At 53.7% G+C, this 22671-nt stretch carries 23 protein-coding genes; 12 read left to right on the forward strand and 11 right to left on the reverse strand.

Features of this window, described 5'->3' with window-relative positions; genetic code table 11:
• Window positions 1–52: 52 nt before the first annotated feature.
• Both HV832_RS01055 and HV832_RS01060 read left to right on the forward strand, forming a co-directional pair.
• Window positions 53–2053 (forward strand): TonB-dependent receptor, encoded by a 2001-nt coding sequence (locus HV832_RS01055; RefSeq protein ID WP_176801690.1) that lies wholly within the window; start codon window positions 53–55, stop codon window positions 2051–2053.
• A gap of 261 nt (window positions 2054–2314) precedes the next feature.
• Window positions 2315–3733: an STAS domain-containing protein gene (locus tag HV832_RS01060; protein ID WP_176801691.1), complete on the forward strand. Its 1419-nt coding sequence runs from the start codon at window positions 2315–2317 to the stop codon at window positions 3731–3733.
• Between the two features lie 128 nt (window positions 3734–3861).
• Here the strand turns inward: HV832_RS01060 and HV832_RS01065 are convergent, their stop codons facing one another.
• Window positions 3862–4830, reverse strand: coding sequence for a sensor domain-containing diguanylate cyclase (locus tag HV832_RS01065; protein WP_176801692.1), 969 nt, complete (start codon window positions 4828–4830; stop codon window positions 3862–3864).
• Window positions 4831–4932: 102 nt separating this feature from the next.
• Window positions 4933–5712 (reverse strand): EAL domain-containing protein, encoded by a 780-nt coding sequence (locus tag HV832_RS01070; protein WP_176801693.1) that lies wholly within the window; start codon window positions 5710–5712, stop codon window positions 4933–4935.
• Between the two features lie 450 nt (window positions 5713–6162).
• Between HV832_RS01070 and HV832_RS01075 the strand changes: the two genes are divergently transcribed.
• From HV832_RS01075 to HV832_RS01095, 5 genes are all read left to right on the forward strand, one after another.
• A complete protein-coding gene (locus HV832_RS01075) occupies window positions 6163–6576 on the forward strand; it encodes a BLUF domain-containing protein (RefSeq protein WP_176801694.1) in 414 nt (137 codons plus the stop codon).
• Window positions 6577–7073: 497 nt separating this feature from the next.
• Complete coding sequence (gene hslV / locus HV832_RS01080; protein ID WP_176801695.1) at window positions 7074–7610, forward strand: ATP-dependent protease subunit HslV; 537 nt, start codon at window positions 7074–7076, stop codon at window positions 7608–7610.
• A 57-nt stretch (window positions 7611–7667) separates the two neighbouring features.
• On the forward strand, window positions 7668–9005 hold the full coding sequence (gene hslU, locus HV832_RS01085; RefSeq protein ID WP_176802074.1) for an ATP-dependent protease ATPase subunit HslU: 1338 nt from the start codon (window positions 7668–7670) through the stop codon (window positions 9003–9005).
• 37 nt (window positions 9006–9042) lie between these two features.
• Window positions 9043–9282 carry a hypothetical protein gene (locus HV832_RS01090; RefSeq protein WP_176801696.1) on the forward strand — a complete coding sequence of 80 codons (240 nt, stop codon included), beginning with the start codon at window positions 9043–9045 and terminating at the stop codon, window positions 9280–9282.
• Window positions 9275–9781: a GAF domain-containing protein gene (locus tag HV832_RS01095; protein WP_176801697.1), complete on the forward strand. Its 507-nt coding sequence runs from the start codon at window positions 9275–9277 to the stop codon at window positions 9779–9781. Before HV832_RS01090 ends, HV832_RS01095 begins: the two co-directional genes overlap by 8 nt.
• 97 nt (window positions 9782–9878) lie before the next feature.
• Here the strand turns inward: HV832_RS01095 and HV832_RS01100 are convergent, their stop codons facing one another.
• The 5 genes from HV832_RS01100 to HV832_RS01120 all read right to left on the reverse strand — a co-directional run bounded on the left by HV832_RS01100 (window position 9879) and on the right by HV832_RS01120 (window position 12965).
• Window positions 9879–10877, reverse strand: coding sequence for an NAD(P)H-dependent glycerol-3-phosphate dehydrogenase (locus tag HV832_RS01100; protein ID WP_176801698.1), 999 nt, complete (start codon window positions 10875–10877; stop codon window positions 9879–9881).
• Between the two features lie 190 nt (window positions 10878–11067).
• A complete protein-coding gene (locus HV832_RS01105) occupies window positions 11068–11517 on the reverse strand; it encodes an SH3 domain-containing protein (protein ID WP_176801699.1) in 450 nt (149 codons plus the stop codon).
• A 71-nt stretch (window positions 11518–11588) separates the two neighbouring features.
• A complete protein-coding gene (gene secB, locus HV832_RS01110; protein ID WP_176801700.1) occupies window positions 11589–12074 on the reverse strand; it encodes a protein-export chaperone SecB in 486 nt (161 codons plus the stop codon).
• A gap of 210 nt (window positions 12075–12284) precedes the next feature.
• Window positions 12285–12551: a glutaredoxin 3 gene (gene grxC, locus HV832_RS01115; protein WP_176801701.1), complete on the reverse strand. Its 267-nt coding sequence runs from the start codon at window positions 12549–12551 to the stop codon at window positions 12285–12287.
• 12 nt (window positions 12552–12563) lie between these two features.
• Window positions 12564–12965, reverse strand: a complete 402-nt coding sequence (locus HV832_RS01120) for a rhodanese-like domain-containing protein (RefSeq protein ID WP_176801702.1) — start codon at window positions 12963–12965, stop codon at window positions 12564–12566.
• Between the two features lie 181 nt (window positions 12966–13146).
• Between HV832_RS01120 and gpmA the strand changes: the two genes are divergently transcribed.
• The 5 genes from gpmA (at window position 13147) to HV832_RS01145 (ending at window position 18400) form a co-directional block, all read left to right on the forward strand.
• The gene (gene gpmA, locus HV832_RS01125; protein ID WP_176801703.1) at window positions 13147–13893 is read left to right on the forward strand and encodes a 2,3-diphosphoglycerate-dependent phosphoglycerate mutase; all 747 of its coding nucleotides are present in this window, start codon (window positions 13147–13149) and stop codon (window positions 13891–13893) included.
• A 6-nt stretch (window positions 13894–13899) separates the two neighbouring features.
• Window positions 13900–15234: a murein hydrolase activator EnvC family protein gene (locus tag HV832_RS01130; RefSeq protein ID WP_176801704.1), complete on the forward strand. Its 1335-nt coding sequence runs from the start codon at window positions 13900–13902 to the stop codon at window positions 15232–15234.
• A 14-nt stretch (window positions 15235–15248) separates the two neighbouring features.
• Window positions 15249–16751: a S41 family peptidase gene (locus tag HV832_RS01135; protein ID WP_176801705.1), complete on the forward strand. Its 1503-nt coding sequence runs from the start codon at window positions 15249–15251 to the stop codon at window positions 16749–16751.
• Window positions 16752–16788: 37 nt separating this feature from the next.
• Window positions 16789–17544, forward strand: coding sequence for a HesA/MoeB/ThiF family protein (locus HV832_RS01140; protein WP_176801706.1), 756 nt, complete (start codon window positions 16789–16791; stop codon window positions 17542–17544).
• 70 nt (window positions 17545–17614) lie between these two features.
• A complete protein-coding gene (locus HV832_RS01145) occupies window positions 17615–18400 on the forward strand; it encodes a spermine/spermidine synthase domain-containing protein (RefSeq protein WP_176801707.1) in 786 nt (261 codons plus the stop codon).
• Between the two features lie 48 nt (window positions 18401–18448).
• Here HV832_RS01145 and HV832_RS01150 read toward each other — a convergent pair whose 3' ends face one another.
• Genes HV832_RS01150 through HV832_RS01165 form a run of 4 tightly spaced genes read right to left on the reverse strand, consistent with a single transcriptional unit; the run spans window position 18449 to window position 22517 of the window.
• Window positions 18449–18847 (reverse strand): VOC family protein, encoded by a 399-nt coding sequence (locus tag HV832_RS01150; protein WP_176801708.1) that lies wholly within the window; start codon window positions 18845–18847, stop codon window positions 18449–18451.
• 12 nt (window positions 18848–18859) lie between these two features.
• Window positions 18860–19645, reverse strand: a complete 786-nt coding sequence (locus HV832_RS01155) for an ABC transporter ATP-binding protein (protein WP_399310995.1) — start codon at window positions 19643–19645, stop codon at window positions 18860–18862.
• Complete coding sequence (locus HV832_RS01160; protein ID WP_176801709.1) at window positions 19642–21459, reverse strand: branched-chain amino acid ABC transporter ATP-binding protein/permease; 1818 nt, start codon at window positions 21457–21459, stop codon at window positions 19642–19644. The genes HV832_RS01155 and HV832_RS01160 overlap by 4 nt, the downstream gene beginning before the upstream one ends.
• Window positions 21456–22517: a branched-chain amino acid ABC transporter permease gene (locus HV832_RS01165; RefSeq protein ID WP_176801710.1), complete on the reverse strand. Its 1062-nt coding sequence runs from the start codon at window positions 22515–22517 to the stop codon at window positions 21456–21458. The genes HV832_RS01160 and HV832_RS01165 overlap by 4 nt, the downstream gene beginning before the upstream one ends.
• Between the last annotated feature and the right edge of the window lie 154 nt (window positions 22518–22671).

Below are 22671 nucleotides of genomic sequence, written 5' to 3' on the forward strand. Positions count from 1 at the left end.
CAGCCGGTCATCGTCATCCGTGTTTGTTATTTTTTGTGTTTCAGGAATTCTTATGTCTTTTCAACGTACTGCGATGGCGATGGCCATCCTTTCGGCGCTGACCTGCGCCCACTCCTCCACGTTTGCGCAGGCAATCAGCACTGTGACCGTCTCTTCCAATCCATTGGGAAATGATGAAGATATGCAGGTATTAACACCGGCAAAAATTCTGGCAGGCCCCGAGCTGCGCGCCAAAATCGGCACATCTCTGGGGGACACACTGGGAGGTGAGCTGGGTGTCTCCGCTTCCGGCTTCGGAGCTGGTGCGTCCCGACCGATTATCCGCGGCCTGGAAGGGCCGCGCGTCAAAATCCTGCAAAACGGCATGAGCGTGGCGGATATTTCCAGCCTGTCCAATGATCATGCGGTCGCCAGCGAAAGTGCGACTGCGCAGCAAATCGAAATCCTGCGCGGTCCGGCAGCACTGCTGTATGGCAGTGGCGCCATCGGCGGACTGGTGAATGTGATTGATAACCGGATCCCGACCGTGCTGAACAAGCAATGGAGCGGTGAAGCCGAATTGCGCAGCGGCAGCGTCAATCAGGAAAAAGGAGCTTCTTTTTCGATCGACGGCTCCAGCGGTAACATTGGTCTGCATGTCGATGGCAACAACCGGGAAACTGGCAACTACCAGATTCCGGGTAATGCCAGCCTGAACGACAGCACCTCTGCCACCGGCAGATTGCCATCCAGTTTTACCCGTGAACATAGCCTGAGCTTGGGCGCATCCCTCATCGAGCAATGGGGTTATCTGGGTGCAGCAGTACAAAATCTGAATGACCATTACGGTATTCCCACCGCGGAAAAATCGTATATCGACCTGAAACAAAACCGGCTGGATCTGGAAGGTCTGCTGAAATCGCCGCTGGCGGGATTTGACAGCCTGCAATTAAAACTCAGCGGCACAGATTATCAACACACCGAAAATGCCGAAAATGGCACACCGGCCACTTATTTCAAAAATAAAATGCTGGAAAGCCGCCTGGTACTGAATCACCCTGCATGGGCAGGCTGGCAGGGCAGCTGGGGATTACAGACAGAGCAGGTACGCTTTTCCGCTTTGTCGGCAGCCACCGGTCGCGCAGATACCGTGCCGCAAACCCGGTCCAGTTCAGTTGCCGCGTTTGTACTGGAACAGCGCCAGTTTGGTTCTGTTCTTGGCAGCGCAGGCCTGCGGCTGGAAAATATGAGCCGCACGCCGGACGCTGCCAGCAATCTGCCGGGCAGGAGTTTTAGCCTGTATTCTGCTTCTGCCGGTGGTTTGTGGGAATTTACTCCCGGCTACAGCGCCGGACTCAGCCTGTCGCTGGCGCAACGCGCCCCGGCAACGGAAGAACTGTATTCCGAAGGTCCGCATGAATCAACCGCGACCTTCGATATCGGTAATCCAAATATGAAAAAAGAGAGTTCGCACAATCTCGAATTCAGCCTGCAAAAAACAAACGGCCTGCTGCGCTGGAAGATCAATGCATTCCTGAATCAGATTAATAATTATACCTACGGTCATACCGATGGCACCAAGGTCAATGCCGAAGGTATGGCGGTAGCAGACGGTGAATTTACCCAGCGTTACTGGTCGCAGGCCTCGGCACAGATTCACGGCGGTGAAGCGGAAATCAGCTATAACCATACCGGGGAAGGTTTTTCTGCCCGCGTCTTTGCCGACCTGTCACGCGGCACGCTGACAGACATCGGCAATCTGCCGCTGCAACCGGCAGTGCGCACCGGTATCGACCTCGGCTATAAAATGAATGGCTGGCGTACCGGCCTGAATATCCTGCATGCCAGCCAGCAGGACCGGCTCGCCAGTTTTGAGAGTTTCGTCACCCCGTCTTACACCAGGGTCGATGCCAGCCTCAGCTACTCGCATCCATACGCGCGCAGCCAGGTGACCTGGTTCCTGATGGCCAAAAACCTGTTGAATCAGGATATCCGGCTCTCCACATCAATCCTCAGAGAAACGGTCCCGCAGCCCGGAAGAAACGTGATTGCCGGGGTCAGGGTCGGGTTTTAAAGCGGCAAAGTTGTTACTAAATGTAATAACGAACTGGAAAGAAATATTTACAATTCACAGTGGGAGGAGCAACTCCTCCCATTTTCATTGATCTGATCAAAAGTTCCACCCTTTTTCTGGCATCAGCATTCAATTTGTTTTTATTTTAAGTAAAATCCGTATTACATTCTGCGGACAGGCTCCCCATTCACCCTGAATTCAGAATATACTTAAAACCCATCAGTGTTTGTTTGCGCATTAATGTAATTTCTTGGGAATAGCGTGGGGATTTTCTCTCTTTTCAACAAAAAAGGTGGCAAAAAAGAAGATCATTCCACAGAGAAATCTTCTTCTAAGAAAACTCGTTCGCAATCCGGAAATACCGTCATCACTGGCTTCCAAAACAGCGAGGTTTTCAGTAATTCTGTTATTGCCCAGCGCCATGTCGCACGTGCCACCGAGCGTAAGATTGACGCGATCGAGTTCGAGATGTCGCGCGATATTGTCAAGACCCGGGTACCTGTCCGGAATAAACCGGATACCGCAGCAAACACTCAGCAAGGACTATCAGCCGACACGCAGCCGCTAAATGTACATGCGGATGTACCGGCCTTCGCCTCTACGATGCCAATGACCATGCCGGCAGATTATCTGCTGGGTCAGAATACGGAAATTCCCAAAGCTGCGCTGGCCTACAGCGAATCGGTGCCGGTGCTGGAAGAAGCCGCGATCCTGTTTGCAAGCGGTCAGACAGAAGTCGCCGAACAGATGCTGGACGCGGCAGTACATCATCAGCAACTGGGACTGGCAACTGAGATTGGCTGGCAGATGTTATTCGATTTATACCGTATTACCAATAACCAGTATAAATTTGAAAGTCTGTCGCTGGATTACGCCAATAAATTTGAGACTTCGCCACCGCTCTGGCCGGAAGACCAGAATGATGAACAGCAGGAAAAAGTTGCCGGTAATGTCGCAACGCCCAGTATTATTTTTCCCAACAAGCTCGACAATGGCATCGTCAAGGTTTTAGCGAAAATGCGCGAAGCCAGCACAAAAACCGATACGTTGCGGCTCGACTTTTCCCGTGTCAAAGAGGTTGATCCGGTCGGTTGCGGACTGCTGTTGCGCTCTCTGAAAAATCTGAGAAAAACCCGGCACGACCTGATGCTGGTGGGCGCTCAGGATCTGGCAGAAAAAATCCGCGCCATACTGCAAGTCGGCCGCCGCGATGAAACCGAGGCACCCTGGCTGCTACTGCTGGAAATCCTGCAATTGCTGCATTTCCAGAATGCATTTGAAGAAGCCAGCATCGATTACTGTATTACCTTCGAAGTGTCACCCCCTTCGTTTGAAGCACCGAAAATGAATGTGACCAGCGCATTCCCGGAACTGCTCAATGCAGACGACGACTTACCTTCAGACCGGTTTATGATGCCGGCGGTAGTCGAATCCGGTGTTGATCCGCTGATCAAAGATATTGCAGAAAAAGCAGCACATCAGTCGATGCTGATCATCGACTGCAGCAAATTGAAGCGGGTTGAATTCAGTGCATCCGCGGAATTACTGAGCGGCCTGGCGCCGATAGTCAGCAAACCGGGTAAATCCATCCGTTTTGAAGAAGTAAATTATCTGGTGATGATGCTGTTTAACGCGATGGGTCTGAAAAATATCGCCAGCATTTCCCTGCGCAAGCACTGAGAGCAGTTAATATTTAAGCTAGCCAGAAATAAGTAAAAACGCGATGGATATACGACAGGAACTTTCTGTACAGTTCTTTATATTTCTTCGCGACTCTCAGAAAATGCTTGATGCGACAAGAGGTAAGGTTACTTTGCCTTTGCATCGACCAGCGTAGCGCTGGATCGGCTCCGCTTGAAACTATACATATTTTGATCTGCGAGCTCCCAAGCCTCAGTCAAGCCGTGCAAATGGTTACGCATTGCCATTCCCACAGAGGCTCGTACCCCTCGTTCCGCTAAGCTTGTGAGCAAGCGTTGCCGTAGTAAAAGAGCACCGGTCTGATCACATTCAATCGCGATTATCCCGAACTCATCTCCCCCCAACCGGGCAATCATGTCTACCTCGCGTGTTGCCGATCGTAACGCTTGCGCCGTCGATTGCAACAAGATATCGCCGTTAGCATGCCCATCGATGTCGTTGACGCGCTTCAGATCATCGAGGTCTATAGAAAAAACGGCGGCCGAATGACCATATCGTTTACAGCGATCTTCTTCGCCGAGCAAAAACTGATTCCAAGCTCGTCGGTTCGCTAATCCTGTCAGCGCATCTGTGTAGGCTTCCAATTGTAATCGCTCACTTTGACGCTTCTGTTCCGCTAGTTTGAGCTCGTCGGTCAAAATCGTACTGAGAAAAGCTCCCATTAATTCGATCAAGGGAGTTTCGTTCACAATTTCGGAGGATTGAGGACGTGAATCTATCGCGCACAGGGTTCCGAATGTACTGCCGTCAGCGAGCGTAAGCGGCACGCCAATGTATGCTTGTATCGGAAACTGACGTATTATCGGTTTATCCGCATAAGCTGCTACTGCAGAGATATCTGGAGCGATGTGAGGCCCATTGTCCTTTATCATTTCGGAGCATATTGAATCACTCCAGCGCAACACCGTACCAGGATTGATGCCTTCGCCGGAAGTTCGCAAAATGATCCAATCGTCACCTTCGGCACGAGTGATCATCCAAATCCCGAAATCTATACGCTGCTTTAAAAAATCTAAAACATAGTCTCCGGCACTTTGAAAATCGGAAAAAATCTTAGGTATAGCAGTTGATTTCATATCATACTCCAGCGTGCATACCTGCCAAACTATATTGCTTTAAAATAAAATTTATCAATTCGGAAATTGTCTGCAAACCACCGACAATATGGTCATTGATGCTTAATTCCAAGCAATCGGATCAATGACGCCGATCGCCCGAAACGCCGGTCTGCAAAACAAATACCCTTGCATTAATTTGACACCAGCATCGCGCAGGAAGTCACGCTCAGCAATGGTCTCAATGCCTTCGGCCAAGAGGCGTACATTTAACGCGGCACAGATGGCAACAATACCACTGACGATTGCCTGTCTGGGTTTGCTGGTATCGATGCCGCGTACCAACTCCATATCGATTTTAATAATATCCGGCTGATACTCCGCGAGCAGATCCAAACCAGCATAACCAGCGCCGAAGTCGTCAATCGCAGTATGGAAACCAAAGCGGTTATATTCACGAAAGATATTGACCAGATGCGCCCGATCCTGAATCTGCTCCCCTTCGGTTACTTCGAAGATGATGCGCTCGATTGGAAATTGGTAGCGTTGCGCCGCTTCAAAAGTGCTGCGAATACAAGCCGCCGGTTGATAGACCGCGTTGGGCAGAAAATTAATTGACAGCAATTCCTTTAATCCCAGTTCAGCAGCCCCTCGGATTGCTTGTACACGGCATGCCTGGTCGAACAAATAACGATTGGCGTCCGTTACCTGGGACAGAACCGAAAAAGCAGACTCGCCATTCGGTCCACGCACCAAAGCTTCGTGCGCGTAGATGGAACGCGTATCCAGATCAACGATTGGTTGGTAAGCGAACGCAATATCAAAACCGAGAGGTTGATCATCTTTGCATTTTTGACAGCCCGCAAACGGCGGGTTGTTACGAGTAAGAAACGTCGAATTCATATGAGACCTATTTTTCGATCAAAACGGCAGGGCGGCAATCAATTCGCGATTTGATTTCAGCCAGACAAGCGCTTGGATAAAATAACTTGCTCCCATACAGCGCAACCGTCATTCACATCTGCTAAGTTTCATGACATATAGTTATTTCCAGACACCAACAATCCAATACTTCACCAATCTACCACATATCTGCAAATAATGACGGCGGCGATAACGCTCACGATCAGCACCTGACCGGCTGGAAAGTAACAATCAGCGTCCTGACAGGAACCGTTATTATTCCTGCACACCCGAGTGATATAGCTAGGACATCGCAATTATCTGAGGCGCTAAATCAGGCTCATCGATAGTGCCGCGCGGAGCACAACGTGATGAAAGTTATTGGTGTATCCTGTATTGGCCTGGCAGCATCGGGACGGTAGAAAATTCAACAACTAAGGAAGGAAAGCAATGTCTATCAATCAATTAGTCTACGTCAGTCAAGCAACCAGAAAAATGTCCAGTATAGAGTTGAACGAAATACTAAGAGTAGCAAAAAATAACAATCAAACGATGGATGTTACGGGTAGCCTATTTTATAACGGTGGTTGGTTTTTACAGGTATTAGAAGGTCCGCTGGATACGCTCAATGCTCTCTATAAGAAAATTGAAAAAGATCCACGCCATAAAAATTCTCGAATTCTCTACAACGAGCCAGCAAAGTTCCGGACTTTTACCCGATGGAGTATGAATATGACCAATTTGGAAGACAGGCAAGCGGACAAATATGAACAGCTAATTGAAGTGATTGAAGCAGCTAAAACGGACCGGAAAATTGGTGCAGCATCTCCGGCTGTGACCTTACTGAAGATTTTCAAAGAATAATATTGGTATTAAAAATCTCTATTTTTCAGAACAATAAACAAGTGTATCTGTCAAAGTGGGTGGGTTTGAATTGATGAACCTGTAAAAGTTTCTGCATTAAATGTCACGGGGTTCATCAGTGAGCGAATTTCTGAATTCGCTCACTTAATTTAATCATAAAGCGATTCAACGCCAGACGCCAATTCTGAATCGGCATGATCCACATCTTAACAGCTTGCACAGTCGTCAGATAAATCACTTTCATTGCAGACTCTTACCCAAACCTGCTTGTAAATCCGGGAACACACCCCACTTTCTATGCCATCCGGATTCAACCTGAGTCCATATCTGCCCGTTCAGCTTCTAGTTTTGCAAAATCGAATCCATACTTCTTTATTTTTCAAATATTTAAATGCTAGTAAGCACCAACATAAATCTTCTGCAGATGCCTGTCATCCAGACCATCGCGACGACCGCACAGAACTCAGGACATCCTTCAATTTAATACGGGATACTCTATGGAACAATTTCACGGCACCACCATTCTGACCGTTCGCCGCGGCAACAGCGTCGCGCTGGGCGGAGATGGTCAGGTCACGCTTGGCAATATTGTTATGAAAGGCACGGCCCGCAAAGTGCGCAAGCTGTATCACAACAAAGTGCTGGCCGGTTTTGCCGGCGGGACAGCAGATGCCTTCACGCTGATTGAACGCTTCGAATCCAAACTCGAAAAACATCAGGGACATCTGATGCGTGCATCGGTCGAGCTGGCCAAGGACTGGCGCACTGACCGCATGCTGCGTCGCCTCGAAGCCATGCTGCTGGTTGCCGATAAAGACAGTACGCTCATCATTACTGGCAATGGCGATGTGCTGGAACCGAATCAGGGCATCGGTGCGATCGGCTCCGGTGGGACTTATGCGCAATCCGCTGCGATTGCCCTGTTTGAAAACACGGATTTATCCGCGGTCGAGATTGTGAAAAAATCGCTGACTATCGCCGGTGAACTGTGCATTTATACCAATCTGTCCCACACAATAGAAACACTGGAATAAAGGTAATTCGTCGCCGCATTCAGCAGGATAGCGATGAAGCAAAGTAGAAAGAATATGATGAATATGACCCCACAGGAAATCGTTTCCGAACTGGATAAACATGTTGTCGGTCAGGACAAAGCCAAGCGCGCTGTCGCTATTGCCTTGCGTAACCGCTGGCGACGCCAGCAGGTGCAGGAACCGTTGCGCCATGAAATCACACCGAAAAACATTCTGATGATCGGCCCGACCGGCGTTGGCAAAACTGAGATTGCGCGCCGGCTGGCCAAGCTGGCTGACGCACCATTCATCAAAATCGAAGCCACTAAATTCACAGAAGTCGGTTATGTCGGCCGCGATGTCGATACGATTATCCGCGACCTGATCGACATCGGCATCAAACAAACCCGGGAAGTCGCCACCCGCAAGGTCCGTCTGCGTGCCGAAGATGCCGCCGAAGACCGCATCCTCGACATCCTGCTGCCGCCGGCGCGTGATTTTGGCATTCACCCGGAAGGCGAAACCCCGCCGGCAGCTGACAATGCCACCCGCCAGACATTCCGCAAACGCCTGCGCGAAGGCGCGCTGGACGACAAGGAAATCGAGATCGAAGTCGCCGAAGCATTGCCGCAGATGGAAATCATGGCGCCGCCGGGTATGGAAGAAATGACCGAACAGATCAAATCCATGTTCAGCGGTATGGGCAGCGGGCGCAAAAAATCGCGCAAGATGAAAATTCGCGAAGCCTTCAAACTGCTGGTCGAGGAAGAAGCCACCAAACTGGTGAATGAGGAAGATCTGAAACAGGAAGCGATCCGCAATGTCGAACAGAACGGGATTGTGTTTCTGGATGAAATCGACAAGATTGCCTCACGTTCCGAAGTTGGCGGCGGTGAAGTATCCCGCGCCGGCGTACAACGCGACCTGCTGCCACTGGTGGAAGGCACGACCGTGAACACAAAATACGGCATGATCAAAACCGATCACATCCTGTTTATTGCTTCCGGCGCTTTCCATCTGGCGAAACCGTCAGACCTGATTCCGGAACTGCAAGGCCGCTTTCCGATCCGCGTGGAACTGGAATCGCTGTCCATCGCAGACTTTGAGCGCATTCTGACCAGCACCGATGCTTGCCTGACACGTCAATACCAGGCCTTGCTGGCAACTGAAGGGGTCGCTATCGATTTTACGCCGGAAGGCATAGAGAAACTGGCTGGCATTGCGTTTTCGGTCAATGAAACCACCGAAAATATCGGCGCCCGCAGACTGTACACAGTGATGGAAAAATTGCTGGAGGAAATCTCGTTCGATGCGCATCAGAACAGCGGCCATACCGTTACCATTGATGCCGCTTATGTCGATGCCCGGCTCGGCGCCTTGTCGGTGAACGAAGACTTGTCGCGTTATGTGCTGTAAAACAACGTAACGATTTTCCCGGAACCGCACAAGCATCATGGCAAACAAGGCATTGGCAACCCGGCAGCGCATGCAGTTCCGTACTGAACCATCGCAGATACCGGCAAACCGGAATCAGGGCAATAAACGGATCACCGTCCCGCCCTTATTCCGTTCCGCAACTGTCCGCACTGCGACGGCATCGGTACAGGCGGAGCCGCCGGTTGCTGAAACAGAAACCGGGCAATCCTTTCCGTCCGCCACATCCTCACTTCGGAGTAAAAAGCATCATGTTTGATACGACCAGCGCCAGCACGCATCCTGATTACGCCCTGCTGGGAAAGCAGCTCAGCAGCATTCTGGGCAATGAGCGGGGACTGATCGTCAACACGGCACAGTTTTCTGCCCTGATTTATCACAGTCTCAGCCATCTGAACTGGGCGGGGTTTTATCTGACCGTGCCAGGCAACCAGTCTGGCGGCAATCCGGTGCAAGAGTTATTGCTGGGCCCGTTTCAGGGTAAAGTCGCCTGCACCCGCATCCCTTTCGGACGCGGCGTCTGCGGCACGGCAGCAGCCGAAAAACGGACTGTGGTGGTGCCGGATGTGCATGCTTTTCCGGGACATATTGCCTGCGACAGCGCTTCTAATTCGGAAATCGTGATCCCGCTGCTGAAAGACGGCGCGGTGCTCGGCGTACTCGATATTGACAGCCCTCAGCTCAATCGTTTCAGCGCGGAAGACCAGCAAGGTCTGGAATCGTTGTTGCAGATTCTGATGGCTGCCACCGATTTCTGAAGCAGGCTTTCTGCTACCGACGGAAACAGCACTCTGTTTTTTTGATGACAGTATCCGGCACATCTATCGGATACTGCCGGCGACCTGTTAATGATTTTTAATGGTTTTCCTGTTTGGAATCGCGTGCCAGCAGGCGCGCAATCATGTCCCGCGCCGGCACGCCGTCAAACAGGACACCAGCCACAGCATTGGTGATCGGCATATCCACGCCCAGTGTGGCGGCCAGCGTCCGTACGGCCTGCGCGCAGCGCACACCTTCTGCGACATGACCGAGTTCGCTGACAATGGTGTCCAGATTTTTACCCTGCGCCAGCGCCAGACCTACCTTGCGGTTGCGGGATAAATCTCCGGTACAGGTCAGAATCAGATCGCCCACGCCGGTCAGTCCCATCAGGGTTTCCACCCGCGCACCCAGCGCCACACCGAGCCGGCTGATTTCCGCCAGACCGCGGGTCATCAGTGCCGCACGGGCATTCAGTCCCAGACCCAGACCATCGGCCACACCGGTCGCAATCGCCAGAATATTTTTGACTGCACCGCCCACCTCCACACCGACCACATCGTCACTGGAATACACCCGGATCGCATTGCCGTGCAGCGCCTGCACCACACGCTGACAGAGTTCCGGCGATGCCGAGGCGATTGTCAGCGCACAAGGTAAGCCTTGCGCCACTTCCAGCGCAAAAGACGGGCCGGACAAAGCACCGATCGCCGCACCCTGTCCCAGAATGTTGCGTGCGACCTGATGCGGCAACAACTGCGTGCCTTCTTCAAATCCTTTGCACAGCCAGATCACCCGATGCGGCTGATACGGCAGGCAGGCCTGCAAAGTCGGACGCAAACCCGACACCGAAGTCGCAATGATCAGCAGGCTGTCGTCCGCCGCCACGTGATGCATGGCTTCAGAGAAATCGGAGGTCAGTTGCAGGTTTTCAGGCAATCTGATACCCGGCAGGTAGACGGTATTTTGCCGCTGCAGCTGCATGTCGGCGATCGCGGCCTGATTCCGGCCCCATATCAGGACATGATTTTTGGCAGCCAGTGCGATTGCCACTGCGGTTCCCCAGGCGCCTGCGCCCAATATGCTGACATTCATATTGATTTTACTTTCCTGATTTTTGGCATTCCATATACTCCCCCCAGTATATTAAAAAACCCTGTATTGATCGGGACAATCAGGCTTTTTTCTAGTTTTCAGGGAGGAGTATCCACATACAACAAGAGGACAGCATGCTGTCCTCTGTCTCTGGCAAATCTCGCTCCATGCACTCCGGAGCAGCATACCGTCACAATCCCCAGACTTCATTCGCCTTCACATACCCCAGCTGACCGTCACGGTGCCTGACCTTGACCCAGCCGCCCGCTGCAGGTTCCGCCATGTCCAGCAACACGAATTTGTCGGCACTGAAGACCAGTGCCGCACTGTCATCGGCAGAAGCGCGGATTCTGGCACCGGCAACCCGGACGATCAGTGTGCGCCGGGTAATCAGGTCTTTCGACTCGACCCAGCTCAGATCGCCCGTCATATCCCGCACCTTGCTCCAGGCGCCCGAGGTAAACACCACCTCGACCGGCATACCGCGCGGGGCGATATACAACTTGCCACCTTTGAGCGAGGGCGCGTCGTACATGATGACCGGATTGGCACCAACGGCGCGGAATTCCAGCGCCTGCGCCGGTACGACAACGACCAGCGCCGTTACGCTCAGAATGCAGGCAGAAATCAGTGTACGCATAGTAGGCAGTTGGGATGTTGTATTCAGCGGCAGACTATTGCACCCGCTGAATATCGTCAAAGGACGATCAATTACTGAATCGTGGCAGGTGCTTCAGCAGTTGCTTCTGCTGTTTTTGCCTGTTCCGCAGCGAGTTGCAGACGCTGTGCGTAGAACGCTTCAAAATTGATTTCAGACAGATGAATCGGTGGGAAACCGGCGCGGGTAATGGCATCTGCCACGTTCGAACGCAGGTAAGGATAAATGATGTTCGGGCAGCCGATGCCGAGCAGCGGATCGATCTGGTCTTCCGGAATATTGCGCGCCTCGAAAATACCTGCCTGTTTGCCTTCGACCAGGAATGCCACTTTGTCAGCGATTTTTGCAGTCACGGTAACTGTCACGGTTGCTTCGAAAATACCGTCAGCCAATTTTTCGGAACCAACATCGAGAGAAACTTCGATCGCAGGAGCTTGCTGTTCCAGGAAGATCGCCGGGGAATTTGGCTGTTCAAGCGACAAATCTTTCAGATAAACGCGTTGAATTTGGAATACGGGCTGCAGATTTTCGTCAGACATGTGAGGCTTTCTTAATTTCTAAAAGATTAATAATGAACAGCAAGACGATCAGCGTCTGCTCTGGGCCAACGCTCCGATTGGCGCCACAACACACGCCAGATAGGGCCGTTTCCGGTCTTTTCAAGATCGTGCGGTCATATTGTAGCAAGGACACTGCAAAAATCCTCATTTTTGCAGCAAACCCGTATAAAATCCGGCAAAACCAGATTTTTAAGCGTCCGGATTCAACAAACCATCCAGCTTGCCAGCACGATCTAAGGCGGATAAATCATCAAAGCCGCCTACATGCGTCTCGCCGATGTAAATCTGCGGCACGGTGCGGCGGCCGGTTTTCTGCATCATCGCTTCCCGTATCGCCGGGTCGAGATCAACACGGATTTTTTCTATCTCATCCACACCTTTGGATTTCAGCAAACGTTCTGCCATGGTGCAGTAAGGACATACTGCTGTGCTGTACATCGTGACTTGAGGTTTCATAACGGCTCCTGCTTACTTGATAACGGGCATGCCCTGCGTTTTCCAGGCATCCATGCCGCCATCCAGGCTGAACGCCTGTGCAAAACCGGCTTTGTTCAGCAGGGACACCGCACTGGCAGAGCGCACCCCTTTTGCACATACCGCCAGCACCACGCCGGCTTTGGACTTTTCGATTTCCTTCAGACGCGAATTCAGGTCGGCCAGAGGAATATTCTTCGCATTCGGCAAATGGCCGGTCGCAAATTCCTCAGGACTGCGCACATCCAGAACCAGCGTCTTGCCCTGATTCATGTACTGCGTTGCCTGCAACTGGGAGACTTTTGCTCCGCGCCGCTGCAACATCGGGAACAACAGGGCACCGCCAGAAATCAGGGCAATCGCGATGAGAAAAATATTATCTAAAATGAATTTCACAGGTTTCCAGTAGTAAAAATGGTTATCGGAAGCGGGTCATTATAAAATAGATGCCGTTGTTCCATATTATGCCTGATCAGAACTGACGACAGACCATTCCGGCTTACCCGCCCAAATGCAGGAAGGCGCCGGAGAGTGATTTTTCGCCATTTCTGATTAACCACGACTCTGAATCATCATCATGTACAAAATCGTTTTAATGCGCCACGGCGAATCTACCTGGAATCTGGACAACCGCTTCACTGGCTGGACTGACGTCGATCTGACCCCGAAAGGCGTGGCGGAAGCGGCACAGGCAGGCCAGTTGCTGAAAGAAGCCGGCTTCACTTTCGACCTCGCCTACACCTCCGTGCTGAAGCGCGCGATCCGCACCTTGTGGGGCACGCTTGATACCATGGACCTGATGTGGCTGCCGGTGATTCATGACTGGCGTCTGAACGAGCGTCACTACGGTGCGCTGCAAGGCCTGAATAAAGCAGAAACTGCCGCCAAATATGGCGATGAGCAGGTACTGGTCTGGCGCCGCAGCTATGACACACCGCCTAATCCGCTGGCTGAAGACGACGATCGCACCTCTTTCAATGACCCGCGTTATGCCGCACTGGACCGCAAGCAGATTCCGCTGACCGAATGCCTGAAAGACACCGTTGCCCGCGTCGTCCCAGCCTGGGAAGACTCGATTGCACCGGCGATCCGCTCCGGCAAACGCATCCTGATCTCCGCCCACGGCAACAGCCTGCGCGCGCTGATCAAAATGCTCGACGGCATCAGCGACGACGACATCGTGAACCTGAATATTCCGAACGGCCAACCACTGGTGTATGAGCTGGATGCCGATCTCAAGCCGATCCGTCACTACTATCTCGGTGACCAGTCTGCGATTGAAGCGGCGCTGAAAGCGGTCGCCAGCCAGGGTAAAGCCAAGTAAGCCCGGATGCCGCGTCGTCTCCGTCTTTTACTGACACCGCTGCTGTGCCTGTCTCTGGCAGGTACAGCAGGGCTGGTGACGGCTGCCAGCAACACCCGCATACAGCAAAAATCCAAAGCAGAAGCAGAACGGGCGGAGTTGCAACAAAAGCTCAAAGCCCTGAAAACCGATATCAGTAAAACCGAAAATGCCAAGGATCAGGCCAGTGACGCTCTGGCTGAATCGGAAAAAGCGATTTCCGAGGCCAACCGTTCTTTACGCGACTTGCAGCAAGAGCAGGCACAAACCGAAGAGAAGCTGCGACAACTGCTGGCACAGCAGGAAGCCCTGCGCAGCAAAGTCGAGCAGCAGAAAGCGCAGCTTTCGAAATTTTTGCAGCGGCAGTATATGCACGGTGACAGCGACCGCATCAAGTTACTGCTGTCAGGTGATAATCCCAACCGGATCAACCGCGATCTGCAGTACATGGGCTACGTCTCCCAGACTCAGGCAAAAATGATAGAAAGCCTGCGCAGCAGTCTGCGTGCCGTGGAACAAAACACCCGGGAAGCCCAGGAAGCCAAAGACGAACTCGACGATATCGCGGCCGAGGAAAAAGATCACAAGGTCGCGCTGGAAAAAGAGAAGAAAAAACATGCGACCCTGGTCAGCCAGTTGTCAGATAAATTATATGCACAAAAAAAACAGGCGGATAATCTTCAAAAAGATGAACAAAGGCTGACCAATCTGGTCTCACGTCTGAATCAGCTGATTGAAGAACAGATCAGGGCAGACAAGCTGCGCGCGGAACAGGAAGAAAAGCAGCGGCAGGAAAGAATCGCCGCGCAAAAGGAAAAAGCCAGACAGGCAGCGCTGGACAAAAAAGCCGGGAAAAAACCGAACCCGAATGCGATTGACGATGACGAACCGCCGAAGCAGGCCAGAGCGGAAATCCCGCCGCCCGGTGAGTTCGACAAACTCAAAGGACAGCTGCGCTTACCGGTCAAAGGTGAAATCCTGGCTCGCTTTGGCACCCGCCGCGGGGACGGCCCCAGCTGGAAAGGCCTGTTCATCAAAGCCGCCGAAGGTGCCGAGGTGAAGGCGGTTGCGCCAGGCCGGGTCATCTTCGCGGATTGGTATAAAGGCTACGGAAATATGATTATTGTCGGTCATGGCGATCAGTACATGAGCATTTACGGTAATAATCAGGCAGTATTGAAACATGTCGGCGATAACGTGAAAGCCGGCGATGTGATTGCCAGTGCCGGGAACAGCGGCGGCAATGAAGAATCAGGTTTATACTTTGAAATCCGTCATCAGGGACGGGCATTTGATCCTTTAAACTGGATCCTTGTTAAATAGGCTTTAGGTGAATCATGGGTAGTAAATTCAAGAATTTTGGTTTGATCGGCCTCGGCATGGTGGCAGGCATTGCCGCATCCATGCAGTTTTCGGCACTGGCGCAGAAAAATGCCGGCAGCCCGCTACCCGTCGAAGAATTACGTCAGCTGGCCGATGTCTTCGGCCTCATCAAATCCGACTACGTCGAACCAGTCGAAGACAGCAAGCTGCTGACCGAAGCCATTTCCGGCATGGTGGCATCGCTCGATCCGCACTCCGCTTATCTGGATAAAAAAGCGTTTAAAGAACTCAAAGAAGGCACCCAGGGCAAATTTGTCGGACTGGGTATCGAGGTCGGCATGGAAGACGGCTACGTCAAAATCGTCTCTCCGATTGAAGATTCACCGGCCTACCGCGCCGGCCTGAAACCTGGTGACCTGATCACGCGGCTTGATTCCCAGCCGGTAAAAGGTATGACGCTGGATGAAGCCGTGAAAAAAATGCGCGGTGAGCCGAATACTAAAATCACGCTGACGATTGCCCGTAAAAACGAAGACAAACCCATCATCGTCACCATTACCCGTGAGCTGATCAAACAGCAGAGCGTGAAGGCAAAAATCGTCGAGCCGGGTTATGCCTGGCTGCGCATTTCCCAGTTCCAGGAGCCGACTGTGGAAGACATGGCGAAAAAAGTGCAGACATTGTATGCACAAGATCCGAACATCAAAGGCCTGGTGCTGGATTTGCGCAATGATCCGGGCGGTGTCCTGCCCGGTGCGATTGGCGTGTCGGCGGCTTTCCTGCCTAAGGACGTGGCAGTGGTTTCGACCAATGGCCAGCTGGCTGACTCCAAGGCGACGTTCTATGCCAAGCGCGAATTCTATGCAGGCCGCACTTCTGGCGACCCGCTGGCCAAGCTGCCGGAAGCCATCAAAAACGTACCGATGGTCGTGCTGATCAATACCGGTTCGGCATCGGCTTCTGAAATCGTGGCTGGCGCCTTGCAGGACTACAAGCGAGCCACGATCATCGGCACCCAGAGTTTCGGCAAAGGCTCAGTACAAACCATCCGCCAGATTTCTGCCGACACCGCCGTCAAGCTCACCACGGCGCGTTACTACACGCCAAATGGCCGCTCCATCCAGGCAAAAGGCATCGTGCCTGATCTGAATGTCGAAGAAACAGCCGATGGCGACGGCTTCAACAGCTTCCGCGCCCGTGAATCCGACTTGCAAAAACATCTGGTCAATGACAAGGAAAAAGAGCCGGTCCGCCCTAAGGTCGATGAACTGGAAGAAGAGCAGCGCCTGCTGGCACTGGCAAAGAAAAGCAAACCGTTGGAATACGGCAGCAAGGAAGATTTTCAGTTAGCCCAGGCGCTGAATCATCTGAAAGGTCTGCCAGTCAAAGTCACCGATCCGAAAGACAGCAAAGACGGCGACAATAAGGATAAGGCTGACAAAACTGAAAAAACGGATAAATCAGACAAATCCGATAAGTCCGATAAAGACGGCAAATCCGAATCCAAGAAAAAATAACACACCAAGGCCGCTTCCCGCGGCCTTTTTTCTCCTCATGAATGATCAACAGCTTCTCCGTTATTCCCGCCATATCCTGCTGGACCAGATCGGCATCGAAGGCCAGCAACAAGTCACTGAGGCCCGTGTGCTGATCATCGGTGCCGGCGGTCTGGGTTCTCCCGCAGCGCTGTATCTGGCAAGCGCCGGTGCAGGCCAGATCACGCTGGTGGATCACGATCAGGTTGACCTGACCAATCTGCAGCGTCAGATACTGCACACCACAGAACGGGTGGGCATGCCAAAAGTGCTGTCGGCACAGGTGGCATTACAGCAGATCAATCCTGAAATCAGGATTATCACCGTGCAGGAAAAGGCCGATGATGCACTGCTGGACCAGCTGGTCGCCGGGGCGGATGTGGTGTTGGATTGTTGTGATAATTTTGCCACCCGGCACGCCGTCAATGCGGCCTGCGTCCGCCACAAAGTGCCGCTGGTCTCAGGCGCAGCCATTGGTTTTGACGGCCAGATCAGCGTGTTCAATACCCATGATCCGCATTCACCTTGCTATGCCTGCCTGTTTCCTCCGGAACAAAAAATGGAAGAAGTCCTGTGCTCCACCATGGGTGTATTTGCACCGCTGGTCGGCATCATCGGCACCATGCAGGCAGCAGAAGCGCTGAAGCTGCTGATGCAGACTGGCCGCACATTGCAGGGACGTCTGCTGATTCTGGATGCCATGACCATGGAATGGCATCAGATCGGCATTCAGCGTAATCCAAAGTGCAGTGTATGCGGCACCGCGCATCACTGAATCAGCCGGACAAGGCAATGCAGCTGCATTCAAGGCTTCAATCCTGCCGGTGCCACCGGCATCATCCGGCATGAATAGCCACCTCACACCTTATTTGCAGATGCAGGCTGACACGCTGCCTGAAGTCACGATTTCGGAACATCTGGGCGTGCGGTCGCTGCATCTGTCGTCCGACGCCATCCAGGGATCGATGCGGATGGCGATGCCGGATCAGATTGAGCTGGAATATGTGCAACAAATGATGATGTGGCTGCTGTTTCGGCAAGAGCCCCGGCATGTGGTGCAACTCGGCCTGGGTGCGGCGGCGCTGACCAAATTCTGTTACCGCCAGTTTCCGCGCAGCCGGGTCACTGCGGTGGAGCTTAATCCGCACGTAATCCACGCTTGTCATCAGCATTTCCGGTTGCCAGACAATGACGAACGCTTGCAGGTACTGAATATGGATGCTCTGGATTTTGTGCACGATACGGCACAGCAAGGCAGTATCGATGTGATGCAGGTGGATTTATACGATGCCGCGGCGGAGGCACCGGCGTTGAGCAGCCGCGCTTTTTATCAGGCTTGCGCAGACTGCCTGACGGCGGAGGGCATACTGACCGTGAATCTGTTCGGAAACGCACAGAATTATGCAGCCAACTGCGATGCTAATCTGGAAGCGCTGCAGGACGCTTTTGATGCGGTAGTATGGCTGCCGCTGGTGCATGATGCGAATACGGTGGCGATGGCATTCAAGCAGGCGCCGGTAGTGGATTTTGACGTGCTGTATCAGCGTGCAACGGACATCCGGCTGCAAATGAAATTACCAGCCGCCAAATGGGTCAAAGGGCTGAAAGCGTGGATGCTACAGCAGTGCTGATCTCAGCATCAATGCCAACACAACGAATAGTATCCGACGGAAAAAGTGTCATTCCGATTCCGGCTGATGGCAGCAGATGCAGAGTTTGTTGCCGTCCGGATCCCGGAAATAGGCGCCGTAATAATGTTCGTGATAATGCGCTCGCAGGCCGGGTGCGCCTTCGCACAGGGCGCCAGCCGCCAGCGCGCGGGCATGCACCCTGCGCACGGTAGCGCGGTTTTCTGCCAGTAATGCGGTCATCTGGCCATTACCTGCGCTTGCAGGGCCATTATCGTAAGGAGCGCCGATCAGTAACAGGGGGCGCGGCTGCTCAGGCTGCACCCAGCCAGCCCAGGGTTTATTCTGATCCACAAATTTCAGCTGCAGACCGAGTTCCTGCAGCACCGCTGCATAAAAACCGAAGGCACGCGAAAAATCATTCACGCCGATAAAAATATGTGAAATCACTGTGCCGGCGCCTTACTCAGCATGGGTTCGGCTGAGGCCGAGATAAGTATCGATGACGCGCTGGTCATGCGCCAGCTCTGCTGCCGCACCTTCCAGCGTGACCAGCCCGCCTTCCAGCACATAGGCATAGGTCGCCACCTGCAGCGCCGCGCGGGCATTTTGCTCCACCAGTAAAATCGCAACGCCGGTCTGCTGCAGTCGCTGGATGATGTGGAAAATCTCTTTCACAATCAGCGGTGCCAGTCCGAGGCTGGGCTCATCCAGCATCAGCAATGCGGGCTTTGCCATCAGCGCTCTTCCCAGCGCCAGCATCTGACGTTCGCCGCCTGACAAAGTCCCGGCCAGCTGGGTACGGCGTTGCTTCAGGCGCGGAAACAGATCAAAAACGATACTGAGCTGATCGGCATACTGACGCTCGCCAGCCTGATAGCGACGGTAACTGCCCAGCAGCAGGTTATCCTCCACCTTCATGGAGGCAAACAACTCCCGCTTTTCCGGAACCAGCGACATGCCCAGCGCCACTCTTTGTTCCACACTCAGGATGCTGATATCCTGCCCTGCCAGCATCACGCTGCCGTGCTGCCTGCCAACCGGCGGCAAAGCGCCGGCAAGCGCATTGAGCATGGTGGATTTACCAGCACCGTTCGGGCCGATCACCGTCACAATTTGTCCGACGCGCACCTGCATCGCCACGCTCTGCACAGCCTCTACTTTGCCGTACAGAACCTGCAATCCCTGCACATCCAGCAAAACGGCAGTTTGTTCATTCATGTGGTGATTGAAATTGGTCTGGTTCATGCCTCGATCCCGCCCAGATAGGCCTCCAGCACTGCCGGATGCTGCCGGATATATTGCGGCAAACCTTCGGCAATTTTGGTGCCGAACTCCATCACAACCAGATGGTCGGTCAGATTCATGACGAAATCCATATCGTGTTCCACCAATAAGATGCTCATTCCTTCCGCCCGCAATTGCCGCAGCAGCGATGCCAGCTGCTGCTTTTCCTGATAACGCAGACCGGCAGCCGGCTCATCGAGCAGCAGCAGTACCGGATCCGCGCACAGGGCACGGGCAATCTCCACGATGCGCTGCTGCCCCAGCGACAGACTGCCAGCCTCAGCATAGGCCATGTCCGCCAGACCAACACGTTGCAGTTGCCGGTATGCCTCTGCCAGCAGGCGCGTTTCGATGCTCCGGTCCAGATGCAGCAACCCTGCCAGCACGGCCTGAACATCGTTGCCCTTGTGCCGTAAATGCGCGCCGATCGCCACATTTTCCAGTACGTTCATCCCGGACAGCAAACGGACATGCTGAAAAGTGCGTGCCATACCCAATGCGGCAATGTCCCGCGACGATAAACCGCTGATCGCGCGCATCTGTCCCTGATGATGAAAATGCACGCTGCCGGCAGTCAGCGGCAGTACGCCGGTCAGCAAATTGAACATCGTCGATTTACCTGCACCGTTCGGGCCAATCAGACCAACGATCTGCGCGGCATGCACGCTGAACGCCATATCGTTGACTGCCACCAGCCCGCCAAACTGTTTGCGCGCCTGCTGCACCTGTAACACCAGTGTGCCTGCCGCTGGCTGGCTGCGCTGCTCCAGCGGCAGGACATCTGCCAGCTGTACCGTATGGGCAGCAGGATGGAATGCGGGCAGCACAGGCTTCAGTATCCCGCTCAGCAGCGGCCAGACGCCGTTACGGCTGGTCTGGAGCAGCAACACCAGCAGCACACCGAACACGATCACCTCGAAATTCCCATTGCTGCCCAACAATGCGGGCAACAGTGTCTGCAGCTGGTCTTTCAGCAGGGTCAGCAACGCGGCCCCCAGCAAAGCACCCCAGGTATGCGCCACCCCGCCGACGACGGCCATGAACAGATATTCAATCCCGGCATTCAACCCGAACGGTGTCGGATTCACCGAGCGTTGCATGTGTGCATACAGCCAGCCGGAAATGCTGGCGAGCATGGCGGCGATGACGAAAATAATCACTTTCATCCTGACGGTGTGTACCCCCATAGCTTCCGCCATCACCACACCACCTTTGAGCGCGCGGATGGCGCGTCCCGGACGGGAGTGCAGCAAGGCGCCGAGCGCGGCCACCATCAGCAGCAGCCAGCCCCAGATCAGGACATAGATGCTGCGGGCGCTATCCAGGCTGAAGTGCCCGATGCGGATCGGTGGAATGCCATTCATGCCGTCGTATTTACCGAGCAACTCCAGATTACCGAACAGGAAAAACAGCGACAAACCCCAGGCAATCGTTCCCAGCGGCAGATAATGTCCGGACAAACGCATGGTGATCATGCCGATCGCCCACGCCGCCAGCATCGTCAGCAGCATACCGGCGAACAGGCCGGTCCACGGCGAGCAGCCTTGCGCGGTGCTCAGATACGCCGTGGCATACGCACCGATGCCGACAAAAGCGGCCTGCCCGAACGAAGTCATCCCGCCAATACCGGTCAGCAGCACCAGTCCGAGCGCGACCATCGCTGACAAGCCGATGTAATTACTCAGCGTCACCCAGAATTCCGGTACCGGCAGCACAGGAAATGCCAGCACCGCCGCCAGTAACAGGCTCCCTGCAACAAGGTGCAGGCGCTTCATGCTTCTTCCTCCTCATCATGTGCCGTGGTATGCAGTGAACGCCACAACAACACCGGAATGATCAGCGTAAAGACGATCACTTCCTTATACGCACTGGCCCAGAACGACGAATACGATTCCAGCCATCCGACCAGCAACGCACCACCGGCAGCCAGCGGATAACTGACCAGCCCGCCGACAATCGCGCCGACAAAGCCTTTGAGTCCGATCAGAAACCCGCTGTCGTAATACACGGTCGTCATCGGCGCAATCAGGATGCCGCATAATGCCCCCAGTGCGGCAGCCAGCGTCAAAGCCAGCCGCCCTGCCTGGCGGGTGCCGATGCCGACCAGTTGCGCCCCCAGCCGGTTCACTGCGGTGGCGCGTAATGCCTTGCCCTGCAGGCTGCGCTCAAAATACAGCGACAATCCCACGATCAGCAACAAAGCCACCAGGATCACCACCAGACTCTGTCCGGAAATCATCAGTCCGTCGGTGACCTGCCATTGCGCCTCGCTGTACGCACGCGTACGCACGCCTTCCGCGCCAAACATCAGCAGACCGATTCCGCTCATTGCCAGATGCACTCCGACCGACACAATCAGCAGCACCAGCGTACTGGCTTCCGCCAGCGGCTGATATGCCAGCCGGTACAGCATCGGCCCGAGCGGAATGATGAGACAAAGCGCCAGTAATACCTGCAGCGGCAATGCAAGCGCCTGTAACGGCAGCCAGCGGCACAGCAGGATCAGGCAAACCGGAAATAACACCAGCCGGGCGGCATCGGACAACAGTTTTCGCCATGCGACAGCCGTATGCTGCGATGCCCGCCAGAACGCCAGCAATTCTTTCAACAGACACAGGGCTCCGGCAATCAGCAACAGCATCGCCACCGGAGGAAATTGTCCGGTCTGGATATTCGCCAGGCTCAGTGCGGCAAAGGCGACAAACTCGCCCTGGGGAATGAAAATAATCCGTGTTACAGAAAACACCAGTACCAGTGCCAGCGCCAGCAGCGCATACATGGCGCCGTTGGTCATGCCGTCCTGCGCCAGAATGGCCGCAATCGAAAAATCCATGCCATCTCACTTTCAGAAAATCGCAACCATTCCCGGTTCGCCGCGCCGGCAGTCCGCCGCGACACAACGGCAAACAGGGTCAGCAGGCGCGGGATTCAGCCCTCAGGAAAAAAGCGAATAAAAAAGGGAGCCTGCGCTCCCTTTTCACACTTCA

This window comes from Cognatundibacterium oligocarboniphilum (assembly GCF_013377855.1).
In the GTDB taxonomy this organism is placed as follows: Bacteria; Pseudomonadota; Gammaproteobacteria; order Burkholderiales; family Burkholderiaceae_D; genus Undibacterium; species Undibacterium oligocarboniphilum.